Raw genomic sequence first — 20,682 nt, 5'->3', positions numbered from 1 at the left:
GGACCAACCCCTTCGTGAACGTCGCGTCATCACCCCGCCACGCAGGCTTTCAGCCATCTTCCCTTACTGTCAAGCGACCCGTTTCGATGCCAGGCGAATGCCCAGCTCGATCTGCCAGCGCGTCTTCATCCGTTCCGACCGCGGATCCGTCACGTACATCTCGTAGCGGCCGCCGAAGCGGTCACCGGCCGGGTCCTCGGTCACATCCATCGCCCGGTCCCCGTCGCGGATCCAGTTGATCAGCGTGCCGCTGGCCCGGCGGCTGGTTCCGAGGAAGCGCAGGGTCGCGTAGTCACCGGCGGGCAGCGTGCCCGGCTCGACCCGGCCGTCGCCCTCGACCGGCTTGTCGGTCAGGACGGCCACCTCGATCTCCATGTCGCTCTCCATCGCGACCACGTGCAGGCGCAGGAACGTGCGCCCGTACGCGAGGCCGCGCTCGTCGAGCCGGTCGTAGAGCTCGGCCATCAACTTGTCGCGTACGGCGAACATGCCGCGGAACGGGGTGACGATCCGGATGCCGGCCGTGTGGCGCTCGGGCTGGGTCGTCACGAGCGGTCCGTCCAGGATTTCCACGCCCGGGAGCCTAACCAATTACGGATCGTTCGCCTTCGGACACCGTACGTAAGCATCTGAATGCATTTTTGTCTGAACGCGCTCTTGACCTCGAACTTTAGGATTTTCGGCCGGGCGAATCGGCCGGTGGGAAACCGGGTGCCGGCGTGTGAGATTGGTTCGCGGTGTCTGCGCTCGAACGCGCGGCGGCAGCGTTCGAGGAGGACGGCATGGACAGCGCTAACTTCGCTCTGCAGGCGTACGACGAGGGCCGGTCCGACGGTGTCGCCGGTCGCCGGGACGACGAGCGTGGCCGCAACGACCCCGATTACCGGGTCGGGCTGGCCGACGGTCAGCTCGAGGTGTTCGAGACCGACCTGATCGCCGCCATCCGCAAGGCCATGGACGGCAAGCGCTGACGATGGACGACGAGATTCTCGCGTACGACACCGGGCGCGCCGACGGCATCGACGGCCGGCGTGACCCCGTACGGGCGCAGCACCCGACCACCGGAGCCGACTATCGGATGGGCTTCCTGGACGGCCGCATCGAGGTGTTTCACCTGCTCGCGGCCGTGCGCCGGATCCAGGACGAGTCCGACAGCTGACCCCGGACGCCTCTCACAAGATCGTCTGCACTAATTGTGACCCCGCCTTATCGGCCCCGAAACACGACGACGACGTCGCGGTAACCCGGCCTGGGAACCCTGACGGAATCGAAGCTATGGGGGTGCCGATGATCGAAGGCGTGCTGACGGGCTTCACCGTCGCCGTGACCGCCGAACGGCGGCGCGACGAGATGGCGGCGCTGCTCACCCGCCGCGGCGCCCGGGTCGTCACCGCGTCGGCCATCTCGATCGTCCCGCTGGCCGACGACGACGCCCTGCACGCCGCCACCGCCGCCTGCATCGGCCTGGAGCCCGACCTGGTCGTGGCGACCACGGGTTTCGGCTTCCGCGGCTGGCTCGAGGCGGCCGAGGGCTGGGGGCTGGGCGACCAGCTGCGCGAGGTGCTGGGCCGGGCCCGCATCGTGGCCCGCGGCCCCAAGCCCTGCGGCGCGATCCGGGCGGCCGGGCTGGTCGAGGATTGGGCGGCCAAGACCGAGTCGTCCGACGAGATCCTCGAACGGCTGCTGGCCACCGGCGTGGCCGGCCTGCGCATCGTGGTGCAGGAGCACGGCGAGCCGCAGGCCTCGTTCGTGGCCGCACTGCGGGGCGCCGGGGCGGCCGTGGTCGAGGTGCCCGTCTACCGCTGGGTGCTTCCGCAAGACCTTTCCCCCGTACGCCGCCTGGCCGAGCAGATAGCCGCCGGCCAGATCGACGCCGTGACGTTCACGAGCGCGCCCGCCGCCAAGGCCTTCCTGAGCGTGGCCGGGGAGTCGACGCCGGCCGCCCTCGACCGCCTCGTCTCGGGCGCGACCCTGTCCGCCTGCGTCGGCCCGGTGACCGCCTCGCCGCTCACCGACCGCGGGATCCCGGTCGTCATGCCGGCGCGCTACCGGCTCGGCGCCCTGATCAAAACCGTCACCGACGAGCTGCCACGCCGCGCGACCAGGCTGCGCGTGGCCGGTTCCACCCTGGAGATGCGCGGCCACGCCGTCCTGATCGACGGCGAGGCCCACAGCCTGGCCCCGGCGGCCATGGCGATCCTGACGTCGCTGGCGGCCCGGCCCGGCATGGTCGTCTCGAAGGAGCAGCTGATCGCCTCGCTGCCCCGGGGGAACGACGGGCACGCGGTCGACGTGGCCGTGGCCCGTCTGCGGACGGCTCTGGGTTCCGGCCGCCACATCGAGACGGTGATCAAGCGCGGTTACCGGTTGCGTCTGGACGAGCCGGCCGCCTGACCGCCCGCCCGGGCCCCACCTCTGACCCCGCACCGGCTCTGTGTCCCGTGCCCGCTCCGTCTCCCGTGCCCGCCCTGTTTGTGTGCCCGCCCTGTTTGTGCCCGCTCTGTTTTTGTGGCCGCTTTGTCCCCACGCACGCTCTGTCCCTGCGCCCACTTTGTCCCGGCGCCCGTTTCTTCCGCGCCCCACCGTTGTCAGCGTCGCGACGTGGCGGCCGATCGAACCGATCCTGATGGGAAGCCGAATCATGCCCACGCTGATCGCCGTCGCGCACGGCACCCGCAGCCCGGCCGGCCAGGCCCAGATCCGCGACCTGGTCGCCCGCGTGGCCGCGCACCGCCCCGGCCTGGACGTGCGCCTGACCTACGTCGACGTCCAGGAACCGAAGATCGCCACCGTGGTCCCGCTGTTCCCCGGCGCCGTGGTCGTCCCGCTGCTGTTGTCCGCGGGCCACCACGTACGCGTGGACATCGCCGACGCCGTGGCCGGCCGCTCGATCCCGGTCAGCCGCCCCCTCGGCCCCGACGACGTGCTGCGCGACAGCCTGCTCCGCCACCTGCCGCCCGCCGACGCCGTCGTGCTGGCCGCCGCCGGCTCCTCCGACCCCGCCTGGCGAGCCGACGTCGAAACCCTGGCCGCCGATCTCACCTACGCCCTGTCCTCTCCAAGATCACCTGTACGCCACCGCCTCCCCCTCCCACCCGGGGCAGATCGTCGTGGGAACGCTACGCCTTTCGAGCTGCGCGAAGCGGAGTTGTCCACAGGCGCGGGCGTAGACAGTGTCTCTGTGGACAGAGCCAACTCGGGTCCCGGTTTCTGGTATGAAGAGGGCGCTCGGGAGGCGGGCGGGCGGCGGGCCGGCGGGGACACCGGCGCGCGGCGGGTCGGCGGGGCTGCGGGCGCGGTGCCGGGCGGCGGGGACGCGCTGGTCGGTGGCCGGGGCTCGGTGGATCAGCAGGGGAGCAGCGGCCGGCACGGCGACACCGGAGGCGTGCGGGTGGCGGTCAGGGACGGCTGGGCCGGTGCCGGGCCGGCGGCAGACGCGGGCCAAGCTGAGCTGCGACCGGGCGCTGACCGGACGAATGCGGGCGACGCCGGGCTGAGGGCGGGCGACGCCGGGCTGCGACCGGGCGACACCGGGCTGCGACCGGGCGACACCGGGCTGCGGGCGGGCGACACCGGGCCGAGGGCGGGCGACGCCGGGCTTTGTGCGGGCAACGCCGGGCCGTCGACGGGCGCGGGCGACCCCAGGCTGTCGGTGGCCGGGCGGCATCTCGGGGTGCACGCGGGCTATGTCTCCGGGCCCGGCCCCCGGGTGGCCGACGTCGTGGCCGAGCTGCGGGCAAGGGGCGCCCGCCGCATCGCGGTCGCGGCCTACCTGCTGGCCGACGGCCTCTTCTATCGCACGCTGAGCAAGGCCGGCGCCGACCACGTGACGCCCCCGCTGTGCCTCGACCCGGCGGTCACCGGCCTGGTTCTGCGGCGCTTCGACGAAGCTCTCACAACGGCGGCCGGGCGTTTGTAGGGTTTTCCGTACGCCGGCGCAACGGTAAAGGTGCCGCCGGTAAACAAACGGCCCCGAGTATTCGGGGTGTGACGGCGACCGATACGCATTGCCCCTACTGCGCTCTGCAGTGCGGCATGACGCTGACCCCGGAGGTTCCCCGGGTCAAGCTCGAACCGCGCGACTTCCCGGTCAACAAGGGCGGGCTCTGCGCCAAGGGTTTCACCGCCGCCGACCTGCTCGACCACCGGGACCGGCTGCTCACCCCGCTCGTCCGCAAGGAACCCGGCGACCGCACCAGCCCGTTCCGCGAGGCGAGCTGGGACGAGGCCCTCGACCAGATCGTTGCGGCGATCACCACGGCCCAGAGGGCGTACGGCCGGGACAGTGTCGGCGCGTTCGGCGGGGGTGGGCTGACGAACGAGAAGGCGTACGCGCTCGGGAAGTTCGTCCGGGTCTCGCTGAAGAGCGCCTCGATCGACTACAACGGCCGGTTCTGCATGTCGAGCGCGGCCACCGCGGCCAACCGGGCGCTGGGGATCGACCGGGGGTTGCCGTTCCCCCTCGAGGACGTGGCCCGGGCGAAGACGGTGCTGCTGGCCGGGGCCAACCCGGCCGACGCGATGCCGCCGAGCATGCAGTACCTGGACGCCGGGCGGGAGAACGGCGCCCGGCACATCGTGGTCGACCCGCGGCGCACCAACACGGCGGCGGGCGCCCACCTGCATCTGCAACCGCTGCCGGGCACCGATCTGGCCCTGGCCAACGGGTTGCTGCACATCGCCGTACGCGAGGGCTACCTCGACGAGGACTACATCCGCGACCGCACGAGCGGGTTCGAGGCGGTCCGGACGGCCACCAACTCGTACTGGCCCGAGCGGGTCGAGCGGATGACCGGCGTGTCGGAGAGCCTGCTGAGGCAGACCGTGCGGCTGCTCGCCACCGAGCGACCGGCGATGATCCTGACCGCGCGCGGGGCCGAGCAGCACAGCAACGGCACCGACACGGCCCAGGCGTACCTCAATCTGGCCCTGGCTCTTGGACTGGTCGGCCGGCCCTTCTCCGGGTACGGGACCATCACCGGCCAGGGCAACGGTCAGGGCGGCCGCGAGCACGGGCAGAAGGCCGACCAGCTGCCCGGCTATCGCAAACTGGACGATCCGGCGGCCCGCAAGCATGTCGCCGGGGTGTGGGGCATCGACCCGGACGAGCTGCCCGGGCCGGGCGAGTCCGCGTACGAAATGCTCGATCATCTCGGCACCAAGGTGCGTGTCCTGATGGTCCTGGCCAGCAACATCGCCGTCAGCGCCCCGAACAGCAACCGGGTGATGAGCAAGCTGGGCGACCTCGACTTCCTGGTCGTCTCCGACATCTTCCGTTCCGAGACGGCCGACCTCGCCGACGTTGTGCTCCCGACCGCCCAGTGGGCCGAGGAGGAGGGCACGATGACCAACCTCGAGGGCCGGGTGATCCGCCGCAAGCGCGCGCTGCCGCCGCCGCCCGACGTCCGGACCGACCTGGAGATGCTGGCCGAGCTGTCCCGGCGCCTCGGCCGCGAGGAGTCCAGCGATCCGCGCACGGTTTTCGAGGAGCTGCGCCGGGCCAGCGCCGGAGGGATCGCCGACTACGCCGGGATCACCTACGAGCGCATCGAGAACGAGGACGGCGTCTTCTGGCCCTGCCCCAGCGAGGACCATCCGGGCACGCCGCGCCTGTTCGCCGACGGGTTTCCCACGGCTTCGGGCCGGGCGCGGTTCATCCGGGTCGATCACCGGGATCCGGCCGAGATGCCCGACCGGTCCTACCCGTACGTCCTCACCACCGGCCGCAACATGCAGCAGTACCAGAGCGGCAACCAGACCCGCCGGGTGAAGGCGCTCACCGTGGCGCTGCCGGAGCCCCGCGCCGAGATCCACCCCGACCTGGCCCGCCGGCACGGCATCGCCGACGGCGACCTGGTCGAGCTGCGCAGCCGCCGCGGCGCCGCGGTGCTGCGGGCCCGGCTCTCCGACGGCATCCGGCCGGACACCGTCTTCGCCCCGTTCCACTGGCCCGGCGCCAATGCGCTCACCAATCCCGCCCTCGACCCGCATTCGCGCATGCCCGCGTTCAAGGCCTGCGCGGTCGCGATCACACTTCACACGGAAGGAACCGATTAGCGGTGCACTCCACCCCACGATTCCTGCAAGGCGTTTTCCCGTACGAGGGCAAGGGGCTGGACCGCCCCGCCCCGATCGACCCGGCCCTGTCCTATGTCGTCCCTGACGGCTACACCACGCAGGCGGTCTATTTCCGGGGCGGCAACGCGGCCGCCGAGCTGATCAGCGTCGTGCTGATGCGCGACGGCAGCCCGATGCGGTACTTCCCGATCGGCGCCAGGGGCGACGTGCACGTGCCGTTGCGGGTCGTCGAGGACCTTGCCCCGGGCACCGCCGTCGAGCTGTGGCTGGCCGCCCCGGCCGGGGTCTCCGGCACCGTCATCGTCGACTTCGGCCTCGTGGAGATCTGACATGCGGCAACGTCTTGTGGTCATCGGCAACGGCATGGCCGGCGCCCGTACGGTCGAGGAGATCCTGGCCCGCGGCGGCGACTTCGACATCACCATGTTCGGCGACGAGCCGTACGGCAACTACAACCGGATCATGCTGTCGAACGTCCTCGCGGGCGTGGAGGACGAATCCGGGATCTTTCTCAACGACCTTTCCTGGTACGCCGACAACGGCATCACGCTGCACACCGGCACCCGGATCGAGCGCATCGACCGGTTCGCCCGCATGGTCTACGCCGAGGACGGCACGGCCACCCCGTACGACAAGCTCATCATCGCCACCGGCAGCCGCGCCTTCGTGCCGCCGATCCCCGGCATCCACCGGCCCGGCCGCGGCTACCACCAGGGCGTGTTCGCGTTCCGCACCCTCGACGACACCCGGGCGATGATCCGGTACGCCAAGGAGCACGAACGCGCCGTGGTCATCGGCGGCGGCCTGCTGGGCCTGGAGGCGGCCCGCGGCCTGCAGAACCACCTGCCGCACGTCACCCTGATCCACGCGGCCGGGCACCTGATGAATGCGCAGCTCAACCCGGTCGCCGGGGACACTCTGCGGGCGACCATCGAGGCCAAGCTCGGCATCGAGGTCGTCGTCAACGCCCAGACCACCGAGATCCTGGGCAAGCACGCGGTCACCGGGGTCAAGCTGGCCGACGGCCGGGTCATCGCCTGCGACGTGGTCGTGGTGGCGGCGGGCATCCGGGCCAACGCCGAGATGGCCGCGGCCAGCGGTCTGGTCGTCGAGCGCGGCGTCGTCGTGGACGACCAGATGCGCGCGCAGGACGAGCCGGACATCTACGCGGTGGGGGAGTGCGCCCAGCACCGCGGGGAGACGTACGGGCTGGTCGCTCCGCTCTGGGATCAGGCCAAGGTGCTGGCCGATCACCTGACCGGGGTGAACCCGCACGCCGAGTACCACGGCTCCCAGGTGGCCACCAAGCTCAAGGTGGCCGGGGTCGACGTGGCCTCGATGGGGTTGCGGGAGCCGGAGCGCGACGACGACGAGTCGCTGACGTTCACCGAGCCCAGGCGGGGCATCTACAAGAACGTCATCATCCGCGACGGGCGGCTCGTCGGCGCCACCATGGTGGGTGACGTCCGCAAGGTCGCGTTCCTCATGCAGGCCTTCGACCGCGGGCTCGCGCTGCCCGAGGAACGGGCCGAGCTGATGTTCGACCTGGGTGGCCCGGCCGGCGAGGTCAAGGTCGAGGACATGCCGGACGACGAGCAGGTCTGCAACTGCAACGGCGTCAGCAAGGGCACGATCTGCGCGACCGTGCAGTCCGGCTGCCGGACCGTGTCGGGGGTGATGGACAAGACCCGCGCCGGCAAGGGCTGCGGCACCTGCAAGAGCGTGGTGCAGCGGATCGTCGAATGGGCCGCGGGCGGCGAGGCCGAGGAGGACCCGGCCGCGTCGTACTACGTGCCCGGCATCCCGATGCCCAAGGCCGAACTGATGAACGCCATCCGCCTGCACGAGCTGAAATCCGTCTCCGCGGTCTTCGGCAAGCTCGGCGGCGAGGAGGACGCCAAGAGCAAGATGGGCCTCGCGTCGCTGCTCAAGATGATGTGGGGCGGCGAGTACGTCGACGAGCGCGACGCCCGGTTCATCAACGACCGCGTGCACGCCAACATCCAGCGCGACGGCACGTTCTCGGTGGTGCCGCAGATGAAGGGCGGCGTCACCACCCCGGCCCAGCTGCGCCGGATCGCCGAGGTGGCCGAGAAGCACGACGTGCCGATGGTCAAGCTGACCGGCGGCCAGCGCATCGACCTGCTCGGCATCCCCAAGGAGAAGCTGCCGCAGGTGTGGGCCGACCTGGACATGCCGTCGGGCTACGCGTACGGGAAGAGCTTCCGGACGGTCAAGACCTGCGTCGGCTCGGACTTCTGCCGGTTCGGGGTGGGCGATTCGACGGCCCTGGGGATCGCGCTCGAGGAGCGTTATCAGGGCATCGAGGGGCCGGGCAAGATGAAGCTCGCGGTCACCGGCTGCCCGCGCAACTGCGCCGAGGCGTACGTGAAGGATCTCGGGGTCGTCGCCATCGACGGCGGCAAGTGGGAGATCTATGTCGGCGGCGCGGCCGGGGCGCACATCCGCAAGGGCGACCTGCTCGCCACCGTGGACAGCGCCGACGAGGTGATCGTGCTGACCGGCCGATTCCTGCAGTACTACCGGGAGAACGCGAACTGGCTGGAGCGGACGTACGCGTTCGTGCCCCGCATCGGCATCGAGCGGGTGCGGGAGATCGTCGTCGGCGACTCCGACGGGATCGCGGCCGCCCTGGACGCGGCGATGGACGCCTCGGTGGCGGCCTATCGCGACCCGTGGAAGGACCGCGAGCAGCCGGCCACCCCGGGCCAGTTCCGCACGTCCCTGCCGCTGACGGTCCTCCCGCAGGTTCCGGTGCGCGCATGAGGGCCATCGGATTCGTCGACGAGATCCCGCCCGGCGAGGGCCGCACCTTCGCCGTGGACGGTCAGATGATCGCCGTCTTCCGGCTGCGCGACGGCTCGCTGCGCGCCACCCAGGCCGTCTGCCCGCACAAGGGCGGCCCCCTCGCGGACGGGCAGATCGACCTCAAACAGGTGCTGTGCCCGCTGCACCTGAACGCCTGGGACCTGACCACCGGCTGCTCGCTGAGCGGCCAGCCCGACCTCGCTGTTTATGACGTGCACGTCGACAACGACCGGATTCTGCTGGGGGAACCCTCATGACTGCCACCCTGCCCGCGGTCCGCCCGGCCGCCACGATCAAGGGCCACTGGATCGACGACTGGCGGCCCGAGGACCGCGAGTTCTGGGACACGACCGGCGCGCCGATCGCCCGCCGCAACCTCCTGTTCTCGATCACGTCGGAGCACATCGGCTTCTCGGTGTGGTCGCTGTGGTCGGTGCTGGTGCTGTTCCTCGGCCCCGAATACGGCATCGACCCGGCCGGCAAGTTCCTGCTCACCGCCGTGCCCACGCTGGTCGGGGCCGCCCTGCGGATCCCGTACAGCTTCGCCGTGGCCCGCTTCGGCGGCCGCAACTGGACCGTCTTCAGCGCCGCGCTCCTGCTCGTCCCCTCGATCCTGGCCGCGTTCCTGATCCGCCCGGGCGTCGACTACTCGACCCTGCTGATCATCGCGGCGGTCGCCGGCGTGGGTGGCGGCAACTTCGCGTCGTCGATGACCAACATCAACGCGTACTACCCGGACCGGCTCAAGGGCTGGGCGCTCGGCATCAACGCGGGCGGCGGCAACCTCGGCGTGGCCGCGGTGCAACTCGTCGGCCTGTTCGTGCTGGCCGTCTTCGGCGCCGGCCGACCCGGGATCGTGGCCGGCATCTACATCCCGCTGATCGTGCTGGCCGCCCTGGGCTCGGCCCTCTACATGGACAACCTGTCGCAGGCCCGCAACGAGAAGCGGGGCATGCGCGACGCCGTCCGCGAACCGCACACCTGGGTCATGTCCCTGCTCTACATCGGCACGTTCGGCTCGTTCATCGGCTTCGGCTTCGCGTTCGGCCAGGTGCTGCAGGTGCAGTTCGCCGACGTGTTCAGCACCCCGGTCAAGGCCGCCTACCTGACGTTCCTGGGCCCGCTGCTGGGCTCGCTGATCCGCCCGGTCGGCGGCGCCCTGGCCGACCGGCTCGGCGGCGCCCGGGTGACGTTCGTGAACTTCATCGCGATGGCCGCCGGCGCGACGACCGTGCTGATCGCGGCCCAGCTGCGGTCGCTGCCGCTCTACATCGTCGGGTTCATCGCCTTGTTCGTGTTCAGCGGCATCGGCAACGGCTCGACGTACAAAATGATCCCGGCCATCTTCAAGCGCAAGCACCCCGGCGACGACCACGAGGCCCGCCGCCTCTCCGGCGCGGTCATCGGTTTCGCGGGCGCGATCGGCGCCTTCGGCGGCGTGCTGGTTAACCTGGCCTTCCGCCAGTCCTTCCTGTCCACCAAGGAGGCCGACGCCGCTTACGTGGCCTTCATCGCCTTCTACGCCCTCTGCGTCCTGGTCACCTGGGCCGTCTATCTGCGCCCGGCCCACCAGCGGGTCTGAAGCACCTTCGAAAACCACCACCCCGGACGTACGCGTCGTGCCCGCCCCCAACCGCACCCCGGCCCGCACCCGGCTCGCCTCGCGACCTGCGAGATCGCCCCGGCCGTAGCGCGAGCCCGGGACGTTACCGGTGGCCGGGCACGACGCGAACTCGTCTGCACTGACTCTGACCGCCGTCGGGGGGCGGATTGGGGCGGTCGTCGCCGACCCTCCGGCCGGCATATCGCTGCTTTCTCCTCACGCCCGGTCAGAACTTGGAAAAGCAACTCGGCGCCGCGCCGGTCAAGTTCCATGAAAAAGTCCTCGCCCTGACGGCCTAGGAACACCGGCACGTCCTCCGCAGGCGGCTACAGCTCCCACCACTGGCCCAAACGACTGGGCGACGCCGTCCGAACGAAGCTGCGAACACAATCCCACGCCTGATCGACATCCAGGACGAAGTCGCCGGTGAACACCACCGCGTCATCAATGACCGGGACCTCAACCTCAGCAGTCGAGGGAGCGGTGCCGTCTCCTCCCAGGAGAAACACCTGATCAGCATTGGGAAAGAGATGGATCACCGCATGGTTCCCTTCGGAACCCAACGGTCAAGAGCGGGTACTCCCGGTCCGGCAATCCGATTTCGAGGTGTCCCTGCCCACGGCACCGCAGTTCATTGAAGCGATCCGAAAGCGCTGCCAAGTCCGATCGTTTCTCAGTTGGGTGGAACCGCCCTGAGCCTGGTTCCGTCGCCGCCCACACGGCGATCGCCAACTCCTCGGCGTTCAACTCTCGATCGGCTGGATCCATGCGGGAATGGTAGACATCGGCAATCGACCGGCTCAACGGGGAACCGTGGCCTTCTCCGCATCCCCGTTGGCCGTCGGCATGAGCGGGAACTATGCCAACGAGCGCCCCTTCCTCCGACGGTCCGACCAGCGCACGCGCAGAATCCTCGGCATAGTCGCGTTCTCGGCAGAGGTCAATACATAAAAGATCGACACACGGCGTAGTCAGCGAGAAGCACTTGCAAGGCGTTCGATCGGCAGGTCAGCACGATCACGGTCGCGGAATTGCGCACCATCCCTAAGACCTTCCCGGCGAAGCCGTCGTTGTCGTCGGACAGGACGAAGCACGAGGGGACGACTGTTCACCGCTGGTCGATGTGCAGGAGTTCAGGCCCCTCTGCCGGTGAGTCGGTTCCGCTCGGACGCGACGCCGACGGAAGCGTCCACGAGCCGGGTTCCCGTGATCTCTACGCCGTGCTCCTACGTCCCACCGGTCGCCGGTGACAGCAGCCTGGTTGCCGTCAGCGGAGGTTCTGGGTCAGCTCGCGGACCACGTCGACGAAGAAGTCGATGTCGGCCTCGGTGGTGCGCCAGTTGACGATGGCCGGGCGCAGCGCGACGCGGCCGCCGTAGAGGGTGGTGCCGGCGTAGACCCGGCCGTCGGCCAGCAGGGCGGCGCCCAGGCGGCGGTTGAAGTCGTCGAGGTCGGTCACGCCGGGCGGGGCCGCGCGGAAGCAGACGATGCACAGCGGCACGTCGGCCAGGCGTTCCAGGTCGGGCGCGGCGTCGACCAGGCCGGCGAGGCGCTGGGCCAGATCGAGGTGCTTCTCGACCATGGCGCGATGACCGTCCTTGCCGTACGCGGCCAGGGTCGCCCAGATCGGCAGCGACCGGGCCCGCCGCGACGACTCGGGGCCGGACAGCGCGAAGCCGGCGGCCGGGTCCCCGGCGCCGGGCAGATAGGCCGCGCCCGGCATCCCGAACGCCGCCCCCAGCCGGGCCGGATCCTTGATCAGGGCGAACCCGCTCTCGTACGGGACATTGAGCCACTTGTGCCCGTCGGCGGCGATCGAGTCGGCCCGTTCGATGCCCGCCACCAGCCCGGACGTGCGCGGCGAGAGGGCCGCGAACAGCCCGAATGCCCCGTCCACGTGCAGCCAGCAGCCGAACTCCCCGGCCAGGCGGGCCATCTCGGCGATCGGGTCGAAGTGGCCCGCGTTCACCTCGCCCGCGTTGGCGATGATCACAGCGTGCGCGCCCTTGAGCGACTCGAGGTGCCGCCGCATCAGGCTCAGGTCGACGCGGCCCACGTCGTCGCGGGCGCAGACCGTCACCGAGTTGCGCCCGTGCCCGAGCATCTGCAACGCCTTGCGGGCGCTGGCGTGCACGAAGCCCGACGACAGCACCGGCATGCGGGGCAGCTCGGCCAGCCCGTCCTCGGCCGTGTCGACCCCGTGCTGGAAGCCCCACCACTGGGTCGCGCAGCCCAGCGATGTGAAGTTGGCGAACGTCGCGCTGGCCACGAGCGCGCCGCCCCACGATTCGGGCAGCCCGAACAGTTCCCGCAGCCATCCGAGGGCGATCGTCTCGACCTCGTGGGCGAACGGGGACGAGATCTTCGAGAACGCGTTCTGGTCGAGCAGCGCCGCCGTCCAGTCGGCTGCCAGCGCGGCGGGGGTCACGCCCCCGGTCACGAAGTGGAAGAACCGTGGCCCGGACGACGCGGTGCCGGCGGCCGTCCCCACCGCCAGCAGCCGCTCGATCACCTGAGCCGGATCCGCGCCGGCCGCCGGCAGCGGCCCGCCCAGCGAGGCCAGGTGCTCCAGAGCCTCCCGGTCCTGCACCGGCCGGGTCGCGAGCGACTCGAGATAGGGCCCCGCGGCCGCGTGCACCTGACCCAGAAGATCCGACATGGGTGCAGGCTACTTCGGCATCCACTCCTGCCAGGTCGCCCGGTTGGCGTCGAGCCACCGGCGCGCGGCCTGGTCGGGGCTCATCTTGGCCACGGTGAGGTCGCGGGCGACGGCGTTCTGGTCCTCGTCGGTCCAGGAGAACCGCTTGACCAGCTCGGCCGCGGGGCTGCCGGACCGGGCGAACGACGCGCGGGCGATCTTGTCGAGGTCGTACGGCTGGTAGTCGCAGGCGACCTTCCGCGGGTCGCTGTCGCAGCCGGGCGTGTAGCGGGGCAGCGGCACGTGCACGAGCTCGATCTCGGACAGCAGCCACTGCGGCGCGTAGAAGTAGCCGATCAGCGGGGTCCGGGTGCGCTCGGCCCGGCGGAACGCCTCGATGAGCGCGTTCTCGCTGCCCGCGTAGACCACCTTGTAGTCGAGCTTCAGGTTGCGGATCAGCGCGGCGTCGTTGGTGACGAAGGACGGGTCACCGGCCAGGAACTGCCCGTGCGGCCCGGAGGCGCCGGTGCGGAACATGGGGGCGTACCGGTTGAGGTTGCGCCAGTCGGTGATGTCGGGGTGCTCGGCGGCCAGCCACGGCGGCACGTACCAGCCGATCACCCCCTTGTTGCCGGTCAGCCCCAGCTCGACGGCCACCCGCTGGTCGTCGATGTAGCGTTTCTTGAGGTCGTCGTGGCCCCAGTTCTCCAGGATGACGTCGAGGTCGCCGCGGGCCAGGCCCTGCCAGGAAGCCTCCTCGGTCAGCTCCGGCGTCTCCACCGTGCAGCCCAGCTCCTGCCGCAGCAGATGGGCGACGACCGCGACGTTGGCCGAGTAGCCGACCCACGGGTTCACCGCGATCCGGACGGTGCCGCAGGCCGAGGCCCGGGGCGCGCCGGGCGGGGCAACGATCGCGGTCTCCGGGGCCGAGCAGCCGCCCAGCGCCGCCACCAGCACGAGCGCGACCAGGGCCCTCACCATGGCGCCGTCGCCGAGGTCCGGGCCAGCCGCTGGGCGAGCACTTCCTCGGTCAGAGCCATCAGCACTCCCTTCACCGATTCCCGCCGCCGCGCGTCGCATTCGACGACCGGCACCCGCGGGTCGATGCCGAGGGCGTCGCGCACCTCGGCCAGGTCGAACCGGCGCGCCTGGTCGAACGCGTTCACGCCGATGAGGAACGGGATGTCGTGGTCCTCGAAGTAGTCGACGGCGGCGAAGCAGTCCTCGAGCCGCCGGGTGTCGAGCAGCACGACCGCGCCCAGCGCCCCGTCCACGAGGTCGTCCCAGAGGAACGCGAACCGGTCCTGCCCGGGCGTGCCGAACAGATACAGCAGCAACGCCTCGTCCAGGGTGATCCGGCCGAAGTCGAGGGCCACAGTCGTCGTGGTCTTTCCCCGTACGGCCGAGGTGTCGTCGACCCCCACCGAACGCTCGGTCAGCTCGGCCTCGGTCACCAGCGGCTCGATCTCGCTGATGGCGCCGACGAACGTGGTCTTGCCGACGCCGAACCCGCCACTGATGACGATCTTGACGGCGACCGGGGGTAACGCCCCGCTAGAGCGCGCTGACACGGTCCCTGATCCTTTCGATCAACGCGAGCGGAAGCTCGCCCAGCTGGTCCTCGATGCGCAGATGCCCGGCCGCGACCAGGTCGGCCGCGAGCACCCGCACCACGCCCAGCGGCTGCCGCAGCGCGATGGCCAGGTCGGCCACGGCCTGCGGGGTCCGGCAGAGCGCGACGATCCGGCGGGCCTCGAACCGCAGCGGCGCGGTGAGCGCGGCCGCGGTGGCGTGCAGCAGCGTCTCGACCCGCAGGCCGTCGGTCTGCGGCCGGGTCCGCCCGCCGGTGACCATGAAGGGCCGCAGGAAGACGTCCTCCGGCGGTTCCGGTTCCGGGCGCGGGGGCGCCGGCGGGGGCGTCGCGGCCCGCGGGATCATGCGCGGATCGGGGATCATGGCCGCAGGTGCCGGCGCGAGTCCGCGATCAGCGCCGGGGTCAGCATCGTCCCGAACCGCTCGGCCAGCCGCGAGATCTCGTAGCCGACCAGCCCGATGTCGCTCTCCGAGCCGGCCACCACCCCCAGGCAGCTGCCGCCGTGCATCACCGAGACGAGCAGGAACCCGCGCCGCATCTCGATCATGATCAGTTTCAGGCCGTCGAAGTCGTACCGGCGGGACGCGCTGCGGGCGACGCTGGCCAGGCTGGACACGATGGCGGCGAGGTGGTCGGCGTCGCCCCGGTCCAGCCCCTCGGAGGCGGCCACCAGCAGCCCGTCCGACGAGACCGCGACGGCATCTCGTACGCCGTCGGTGTGCTGGACGAAGTTGCCGAGCAGCCAGTTGAACTGATGCCGATCGGCCGTGGCCTGCGCGTTCATCGGTGCTCCTGGTGGGGGAGGGTCCCGGCGCCCCGGGCGACCCCGCCGCGGAACGCGGTCAGCCGGGACCGCACGTCCTCGGGCTCCCCGTCCAGCTCGTCGGCGGGCGGCGGGGAGGGCACGGGGTGCAGCCGGGCCACGCGCGGGGTGCGCGGCGGGCGCCGGGGCAACCCGTTGGCCGTACGGGCGGAGTCGGTCTCGGGCGGCGAAGCATGCCGTTGCTGAGGCAGGGCGGGCGCCGGTGCGGGCTGGTATTCCACGGTCACCGGGGCCGGCAGGAGGATCTCGGGAACCGCCATCAGCGTGGCCGGCAGCGCGACGCGGGCGGTGACCCCGGTGACCGGCGACGGTGTCAGCACCACGTCGGCGCCCAGTTCGCGGGCGAGCCGGCCGACGACGTAGTGACCCAGATAGCGGGCCGGGGCGGCGAGGAAGTCGGCCTCGCCGCGCAGCCGCCGGTTGGCCTCGGCCAGGTCGGCGCTGGTCATGCCGATGCCCTGGTCGACCACGGCGATCAGGTACTGCTCGCCGACCAGGCGGCCCTGGATCTCGACGTCGGCCTCGGGCGAGGAGAAGGAGAGGCCGTTCTCGACCAGCTCGGCCAGCAGATGGGCGACCGCGGTGGCCGACGCCCCGATCAGCCGGGTCTCGTCGACGCGGCGCAGGGTGACCCGGCGGTAGTCCTCGACCTCGGCCACGGCGGCCCGGATCACGTCCTCGACGGGCACCGGCTCGGTCCACGAGCGGGGGCTGTTCGCGCCGACCAGCACGAGCAGGCTCTCGGCGTTGCGGCGCATGCGGGTGGCCAGGTGGTCGAGCTCGAACAGGTTGGCCAGCCCGCCGGGGTCGGCCTCCTCGCGTTCCAGCCGGGTGATCAGGGCCAGCTGGCGGCGCAGCAGGTTCTGGTGGCGGCGGCCCAGGTCGGCCAGCGACTCGGTGGTGCCGCGCCGCAGTTGCGCCTGCCCGGTGGCCAGGGCGTAGGCGGTCGCCTGGACCCGGTCGAGCGCGCCGGCCAGGGAGTAGACCTCGGCGGTGGCGCCGGTCGGCGGGCTGACCTCCGGCGGGCCGGCCTCGGAGGATCCGGCGGCCACCCGGCGTACGGCGTCGGGAAGGTCTTCGACCGCGAGGCGATCGGCCCGCTCGGCCAGCTCCCGCAGCGGCCGGGCGATCGACCGGGAGGCGACCACGGCCAGGTAGACCGCGCCGGCCAGACCGAGCAGCACGATCGCGGCCAGCCCGCCCATCCGCCGCGCGCCCTGGTCGCGCAGCTCACCGGCGCGGGCCTGAATGACCGAGCCGACGTGCTGTTCCAGGCGCAGCAGGTCGTCCAGCACGGTGGTCAGCGCCGACCACCACGTCTGCGGGTTGACCTGCAGCTCCCGGCCGTCGCCGGAGTCCAGCGCCAGCCCCTCGAAGTAGCGGGCGACCTCGCCGGCGCCGGTGCCGAACACGTAGTCGGCCGAGGCGCGCTGATCGGCGGTGGCGTAGCGGGCGAAGGCGGCCAGGGCGGTGTCCTTGGCCGAGCGCATGGTCACGAACTGCAGGAACTCCCCGGCGCGGAAGCCGCCGGCCGAGAAGACGCCGTTGAGGAAGGCGCGCTCCTGGGCCAGGGCCTCCTTGGCGTCGCCGAGCGCCTCCAGCACCCGCGCGCCCCGGCGCAGTTCCGGGTCGTCGGCGCCGGCCAGGCCGGTGTCGAGGCGGCTCAGCTCGGCGATCCGCCCGGTGTAGAAGCCGAACGCGTCGGACCGGGTGATCGTGCCGTTGTCGGTGGCGGTACGCACCCCGCCCAGCGCGTCCAGCGCCGACGGCCGCACACCGGTCCGGCGTTCGTCGACCCGCGACCGAGCCGGTCCGAGCTCGCTCCGGAAGCTGTCGTTGCCCCCGAGCAGCCCGGCGGCCAGGCCGCGTTCGGTCTGCAGTTCCTGCACCAGATCCTGGACGGCGAGGGCCCGGGTCACCGCCCCGGCCGAGCCGGCCGCCCGCCGGTAGCCGCGGGCCTCGCCCGCCACGACCACGGCCAGCAGCACGAGGGCGGCGACCACCGGCAGCGCCAGCGTCCGCGCCACGCGGCGGCGAATCGTGGACACGCGCACTCACCTCAGTCGATCTCGACGCAACGTGTTCAAACGGCGTCGGAACGCTATCGACGGGGATGAGTGCTAGTCCACGCCCAGTCACGAAGACAACCCGAAAGAGGAGTCCGTCTCCCGCGGCGGCCTGGTTGACTGCAGGCATGCCGTTCGCCCGCTACGGCGTGCTGGCCGGCACGCTGCACCGCCACTTCCGCGACCGCCCCGACGACCAGGGCCGCTGGTTCCACGTCAACCTCGAGGTGGACGCCCCGGACGGCCGCTACCGGTGCGCCGTCGACGTGGACAGCAAGAACAGCGACACCGGCGTGCAGTGGAAGTCCTTCACGGTCTCGCCGTCCGCTCTGGGCCCGGTGACCGCCCGGCCGCCCGGCTATCACGAGCTGGGCCGGGTGAACGGGTCGGGCGCTCTCGACTACCAGCGCCATCCCGCGCTGGCCGACCTTCCCGGCTGCCTGTCCTTCCTGCGCCGGCTCGTGGCGCCGGCCCGGCCGTGGACGACGGGGTCCAACCTCGAGGCCGCGACCGCGTACGAGCCGATGCTCGAGCCGGGCCGGCGCATCCTGGTCTTCGGGGAGCCCTTCGAGCACGGCCTCGGGATCCACAACGTCCACCAGAACCAGGGCGACCCGTACGGCTCGCAGTGGTGGCCTGAGAACGGCATCTGGCAGGACGGCGGCACCTTCTCTCTCCGCCCGGACGGCCGTCTCGACCTCTTCCTCTCGAAGTTCTCCACCCAGTCCGACCACACCGACAACGACGGCCATCCCGAGCGGTAGCGGCCCCGTACGTCCTAGTCTGGCCTCGTGTTCGCCCACGAAACAGGTTCCGGCACGCCGGTGGTTCTGCTCCACGGTTTCGGTCTGGATCATCGCAGTCTGCTCCCGCTGGATCCGGCTTTCGAGCGCTCGGGCCGGTGGCGGCGCATCTATCTCGACCTGCCGGGGGCGACCGGCTCACCGGCCGGGGCGGTCACCAGCTCGCAGGAGCTCGCGGACGCGGTGCTCGGCGAGATCCGGGTGCGGATCGGCGGGGAGCCGTTCGCCGTTCTGGGCAACTCGTTCGGCGGGATGATCGCCCGCTACGTCGCGCACGAGCTGCGGCCGCAGGTTCTCGGGCTGGCCACCGTGGCCGGCGTCTTCGTCGCCCCGCACGCCGAGCGGGTCGTGCCGCCCCGGACTGTGCTCAGGTAGGAACCGCAGATCGTGCCGCTTCTCGGCGCCGCGCTCGAGCACTACCGGGAGGACGCCGTGGTCGAGTCGGCCGACAACGCCCGGGCCTTCCTGCAGTACGTCCGGCCCGGCCTCGACGGCGCCGACCAGAGTGCCCTCGATCGCATCGCCCAGAACTATTCACTCGACCGGGAACCGGAGGATGCCCATCCGGAACCCTTCCCGCAACCGGCCCTGCACATCACCGGTCGGCAGGACGACGTCGTCGGTTACTCCGACGCCTGGCGCCGGATCGGTCACTACCCGCGGGCGTCGTTCGCCGTGCTCGACGCGGCCGGGCACAATCTCGTCTCCGAGCAGGGCGACCTGTGCCGGGCCCTGATCGCCGACTGGCTGCGGAGAATGCGGCCGGACGGCCCTGTTTGACGGCCTTTGCTCACCGAGTGGCCGTGAAGTCCTTCGCGACGATGCGCTGGTCGTGGACGCCGGCCGCCGCGGGTGAGCAGAGCCAGCGGATCGGTGGTCCCATGATCGCGGGGTCGAGCAGCCCGTCCACCGCGACCGGCACCATGCCGGTCGCCGTGGCGCCGCCGGGCAGCAGAAGGTTGACCGTGACGCTGGTGCCGGCCAGGTCGGCGGCCATGACGCGGCTCAGCGCCTCGGCTCCGGCGCGCGCCGGACCGTACGGGACGAAGCCTTTCCGGACCATCGTTTCGTGGTTCATCGACACGTTGACGATCCGCCCGCCGCCCGCCTCCAGCATCCGCGGAACCACCGCACGCGCGACGAGGAAGTAGCCGGTCAGGTTGGTCGCGACGAGATCACGGAAGCCGTCCGGGGAGACCTCCCAGAACGGCTGCGGCTCGGACATGAAGCGCGGATTGACCGTACGCATCCCGATGCCGGCGTTGTTGACCAGGACGTCCATCCCGCCCAGCTCGTCGTACGCCCGGGCCACCCCGCGCTCGACCGCAGCCTCGTCCCGGACGTCCATGCCGATGCCCACCGCACCGATCGTCGCCGCGGCTTCGTCCGCCCGCCCGGCGTCGCGGCCGGTGAGCGCCACGCGCGCCCCCGCCTCGACGAGGGCCGCGGCCATGGCGGCGCCGAGGCCGCTGGTGCCGCCGGTGACGAGCACGCGGACGCCGTCCGCCCGGAAGTCGCCGTTGCCGTCCGCCCCCAAGTCGCTCATGAGAAAAGCCTAGGCCGTCGCGCCGGCGGGCCCTATCCCAGTTCGCCTCGCACGACCAGGGTCCAGCACAGACAGCCGAAGGCGGCGGTGGTGGCGATGGTGCGGACGAGGTTCCAGGTGGTCCACCGGGCCTCGTCGAAAGCCTCGCGCACCGCGGCCGGGGAGGCCATCGTCGCGGGGTCGCCGGCCGCCTTGAGGGCATCGTTGAGCGGCACGTTGACCGCCATCGTGACGACCACGGCCACCAGGTAGAGCACCAGCGCGGCCAGCACCCACGGCAGGATCCGCCGCCCGGGGCTGAGGACCGCCGCCACCGCGGTGAACACCAGCGCCCCGGCGAAGGAGATCAGGAACCAGGGGTTGAGGATCGCCCGGTCCACGGCCTGGAACGCCCCGATGAACGTGCGGTCGTCGGTGCGGGCCAGACCCACCATCACCGTGTGCTGGTACAGGCCGAACACGCCGGCCATCAGTCCCATGGTCATCGTCGCCGCCATCAGCGCGGTCACTCTCAGTGCGAACATGCCCTCAGTCAACCGGCGCGCGGCGCGCCCGGACATCGCTGAGGATCCACGGCCCATACGCGAAGGGCTCACTGTGACTTCGCTGACGCCCCGTCAAGTTGGCGACGGCGGTGCCGATCACCACTGGCGTTCCGCACCATCGGTGCCCCGCCGGGGCGGGACGAAGTGATGACGAGTG

22 protein-coding genes are annotated in these 20,682 nt (G+C 71.4%); 12 read left to right on the top strand and 10 right to left on the bottom strand.

Features of this window, described 5'->3' with window-relative positions; translation table 11 throughout:
- Positions 1-69 precede the first annotated feature (69 nt).
- Positions 70-573, bottom strand: coding sequence for a GyrI-like domain-containing protein (locus ACZ3I4_RS20020; protein WP_465383444.1), 504 nt, complete (start codon positions 571-573; stop codon positions 70-72).
- 164 nt (positions 574-737) lie between these two features.
- On the opposite strand from ACZ3I4_RS20020, the gene ACZ3I4_RS20015 reads away from it, so the two are divergent.
- From ACZ3I4_RS20015 to ACZ3I4_RS19975, 9 genes are all read left to right on the top strand, one after another.
- The gene (locus ACZ3I4_RS20015; protein WP_465383443.1) at positions 738-971 is read left to right on the top strand and encodes a hypothetical protein; all 234 of its coding nucleotides are present in this window, start codon (positions 738-740) and stop codon (positions 969-971) included.
- A 2-nt stretch (positions 972-973) separates the two neighbouring features.
- Complete coding sequence (locus tag ACZ3I4_RS20010) at positions 974-1,159, top strand: hypothetical protein (protein WP_465383442.1); 186 nt, start codon at positions 974-976, stop codon at positions 1,157-1,159.
- Between the two features lie 128 nt (positions 1,160-1,287).
- Entirely contained in the window at positions 1,288-2,394 is a 1,107-nt protein-coding gene (locus ACZ3I4_RS20005) for a uroporphyrinogen-III synthase (RefSeq protein WP_465383465.1), read from the top strand.
- 247 nt (positions 2,395-2,641) lie between these two features.
- Positions 2,642-3,919 (top strand): CbiX/SirB N-terminal domain-containing protein, encoded by a 1,278-nt coding sequence (locus ACZ3I4_RS20000; protein WP_465383441.1) that lies wholly within the window; start codon positions 2,642-2,644, stop codon positions 3,917-3,919.
- Positions 3,920-3,987: 68 nt separating this feature from the next.
- Complete coding sequence (locus ACZ3I4_RS19995; protein ID WP_465383440.1) at positions 3,988-6,057, top strand: molybdopterin oxidoreductase family protein; 2,070 nt, start codon at positions 3,988-3,990, stop codon at positions 6,055-6,057.
- A 2-nt stretch (positions 6,058-6,059) separates the two neighbouring features.
- Positions 6,060-6,407: a molybdopterin oxidoreductase gene (locus ACZ3I4_RS19990; RefSeq protein WP_465383439.1), complete on the top strand. Its 348-nt coding sequence runs from the start codon at positions 6,060-6,062 to the stop codon at positions 6,405-6,407.
- Between the two features lies 1 nt (position 6,408).
- Positions 6,409-8,865, top strand: coding sequence for a nitrite reductase large subunit NirB (gene nirB / locus ACZ3I4_RS19985; RefSeq protein WP_465383438.1), 2,457 nt, complete (start codon positions 6,409-6,411; stop codon positions 8,863-8,865).
- Complete coding sequence (locus tag ACZ3I4_RS19980) at positions 8,862-9,164, top strand: Rieske (2Fe-2S) protein (protein WP_465383437.1); 303 nt, start codon at positions 8,862-8,864, stop codon at positions 9,162-9,164. The genes nirB and ACZ3I4_RS19980 overlap by 4 nt, the downstream gene beginning before the upstream one ends.
- Positions 9,161-10,489 carry a nitrate/nitrite transporter gene (locus ACZ3I4_RS19975; RefSeq protein WP_465383436.1) on the top strand — a complete coding sequence of 443 codons (1,329 nt, stop codon included), beginning with the start codon at positions 9,161-9,163 and terminating at the stop codon, positions 10,487-10,489. The genes ACZ3I4_RS19980 and ACZ3I4_RS19975 overlap by 4 nt, the downstream gene beginning before the upstream one ends.
- A 347-nt stretch (positions 10,490-10,836) precedes the next feature.
- Here ACZ3I4_RS19975 and ACZ3I4_RS19970 read toward each other — a convergent pair whose 3' ends face one another.
- From ACZ3I4_RS19970 to ACZ3I4_RS19940, 7 genes are all read right to left on the bottom strand, one after another.
- Complete coding sequence (locus ACZ3I4_RS19970) at positions 10,837-11,049, bottom strand: hypothetical protein (RefSeq protein WP_465383435.1); 213 nt, start codon at positions 11,047-11,049, stop codon at positions 10,837-10,839.
- Between the two features lie 728 nt (positions 11,050-11,777).
- Positions 11,778-13,169, bottom strand: a complete 1,392-nt coding sequence (locus ACZ3I4_RS19965; RefSeq protein ID WP_465383434.1) for a pyridoxal phosphate-dependent decarboxylase family protein — start codon at positions 13,167-13,169, stop codon at positions 11,778-11,780.
- Positions 13,170-13,178: 9 nt separating this feature from the next.
- Positions 13,179-14,129: an ABC transporter substrate-binding protein gene (locus ACZ3I4_RS19960; RefSeq protein ID WP_465383433.1), complete on the bottom strand. Its 951-nt coding sequence runs from the start codon at positions 14,127-14,129 to the stop codon at positions 13,179-13,181.
- Entirely contained in the window at positions 14,123-14,719 is a 597-nt protein-coding gene (locus ACZ3I4_RS19955; protein WP_465383432.1) for a GTP-binding protein, read from the bottom strand. Before ACZ3I4_RS19955 ends, ACZ3I4_RS19960 begins: the two co-directional genes overlap by 7 nt.
- Positions 14,703-15,104 carry a DUF742 domain-containing protein gene (locus tag ACZ3I4_RS19950; protein WP_465383431.1) on the bottom strand — a complete coding sequence of 134 codons (402 nt, stop codon included), beginning with the start codon at positions 15,102-15,104 and terminating at the stop codon, positions 14,703-14,705. Before ACZ3I4_RS19950 ends, ACZ3I4_RS19955 begins: the two co-directional genes overlap by 17 nt.
- The gene (locus ACZ3I4_RS19945; protein ID WP_465383430.1) at positions 15,101-15,526 is read right to left on the bottom strand and encodes a roadblock/LC7 domain-containing protein; all 426 of its coding nucleotides are present in this window, start codon (positions 15,524-15,526) and stop codon (positions 15,101-15,103) included. The genes ACZ3I4_RS19950 and ACZ3I4_RS19945 overlap by 4 nt, the downstream gene beginning before the upstream one ends.
- A complete protein-coding gene (locus tag ACZ3I4_RS19940) occupies positions 15,523-17,613 on the bottom strand; it encodes a sensor histidine kinase (protein ID WP_465383429.1) in 2,091 nt (696 codons plus the stop codon). The genes ACZ3I4_RS19945 and ACZ3I4_RS19940 overlap by 4 nt, the downstream gene beginning before the upstream one ends.
- A gap of 146 nt (positions 17,614-17,759) precedes the next feature.
- Here ACZ3I4_RS19940 and ACZ3I4_RS19935 point away from each other — a divergent pair, with 146 nt between their 5' ends.
- From ACZ3I4_RS19935 to ACZ3I4_RS19925, 3 genes are read left to right on the top strand one after another with little or no spacing between them, the layout of a single operon-like run.
- The gene (locus ACZ3I4_RS19935; RefSeq protein WP_465383428.1) at positions 17,760-18,395 is read left to right on the top strand and encodes a DUF2278 family protein; all 636 of its coding nucleotides are present in this window, start codon (positions 17,760-17,762) and stop codon (positions 18,393-18,395) included.
- Between the two features lie 27 nt (positions 18,396-18,422).
- Positions 18,423-18,809 carry an alpha/beta fold hydrolase gene (locus tag ACZ3I4_RS19930; protein ID WP_465383427.1) on the top strand — a complete coding sequence of 129 codons (387 nt, stop codon included), beginning with the start codon at positions 18,423-18,425 and terminating at the stop codon, positions 18,807-18,809.
- 12 nt (positions 18,810-18,821) lie between these two features.
- Positions 18,822-19,214, top strand: a complete 393-nt coding sequence (locus ACZ3I4_RS19925; RefSeq protein ID WP_465383426.1) for an alpha/beta fold hydrolase — start codon at positions 18,822-18,824, stop codon at positions 19,212-19,214.
- Between the two features lie 10 nt (positions 19,215-19,224).
- Here ACZ3I4_RS19925 and ACZ3I4_RS19920 read toward each other — a convergent pair whose 3' ends face one another.
- Both ACZ3I4_RS19920 and ACZ3I4_RS19915 read right to left on the bottom strand, forming a co-directional pair.
- Positions 19,225-19,980: an SDR family NAD(P)-dependent oxidoreductase gene (locus ACZ3I4_RS19920; protein ID WP_465383425.1), complete on the bottom strand. Its 756-nt coding sequence runs from the start codon at positions 19,978-19,980 to the stop codon at positions 19,225-19,227.
- A gap of 32 nt (positions 19,981-20,012) precedes the next feature.
- Complete coding sequence (locus ACZ3I4_RS19915) at positions 20,013-20,504, bottom strand: anthrone oxygenase family protein (protein WP_465383424.1); 492 nt, start codon at positions 20,502-20,504, stop codon at positions 20,013-20,015.
- Between the last annotated feature and the right edge of the window lie 178 nt (positions 20,505-20,682).

It is taken from the genome of Actinoplanes sp. NPDC021490 (assembly GCF_055562135.1).
The sequence above is the reverse complement of the archived record's forward strand: the minus strand, read 5'-3'. Positions and strand labels throughout refer to the sequence as shown.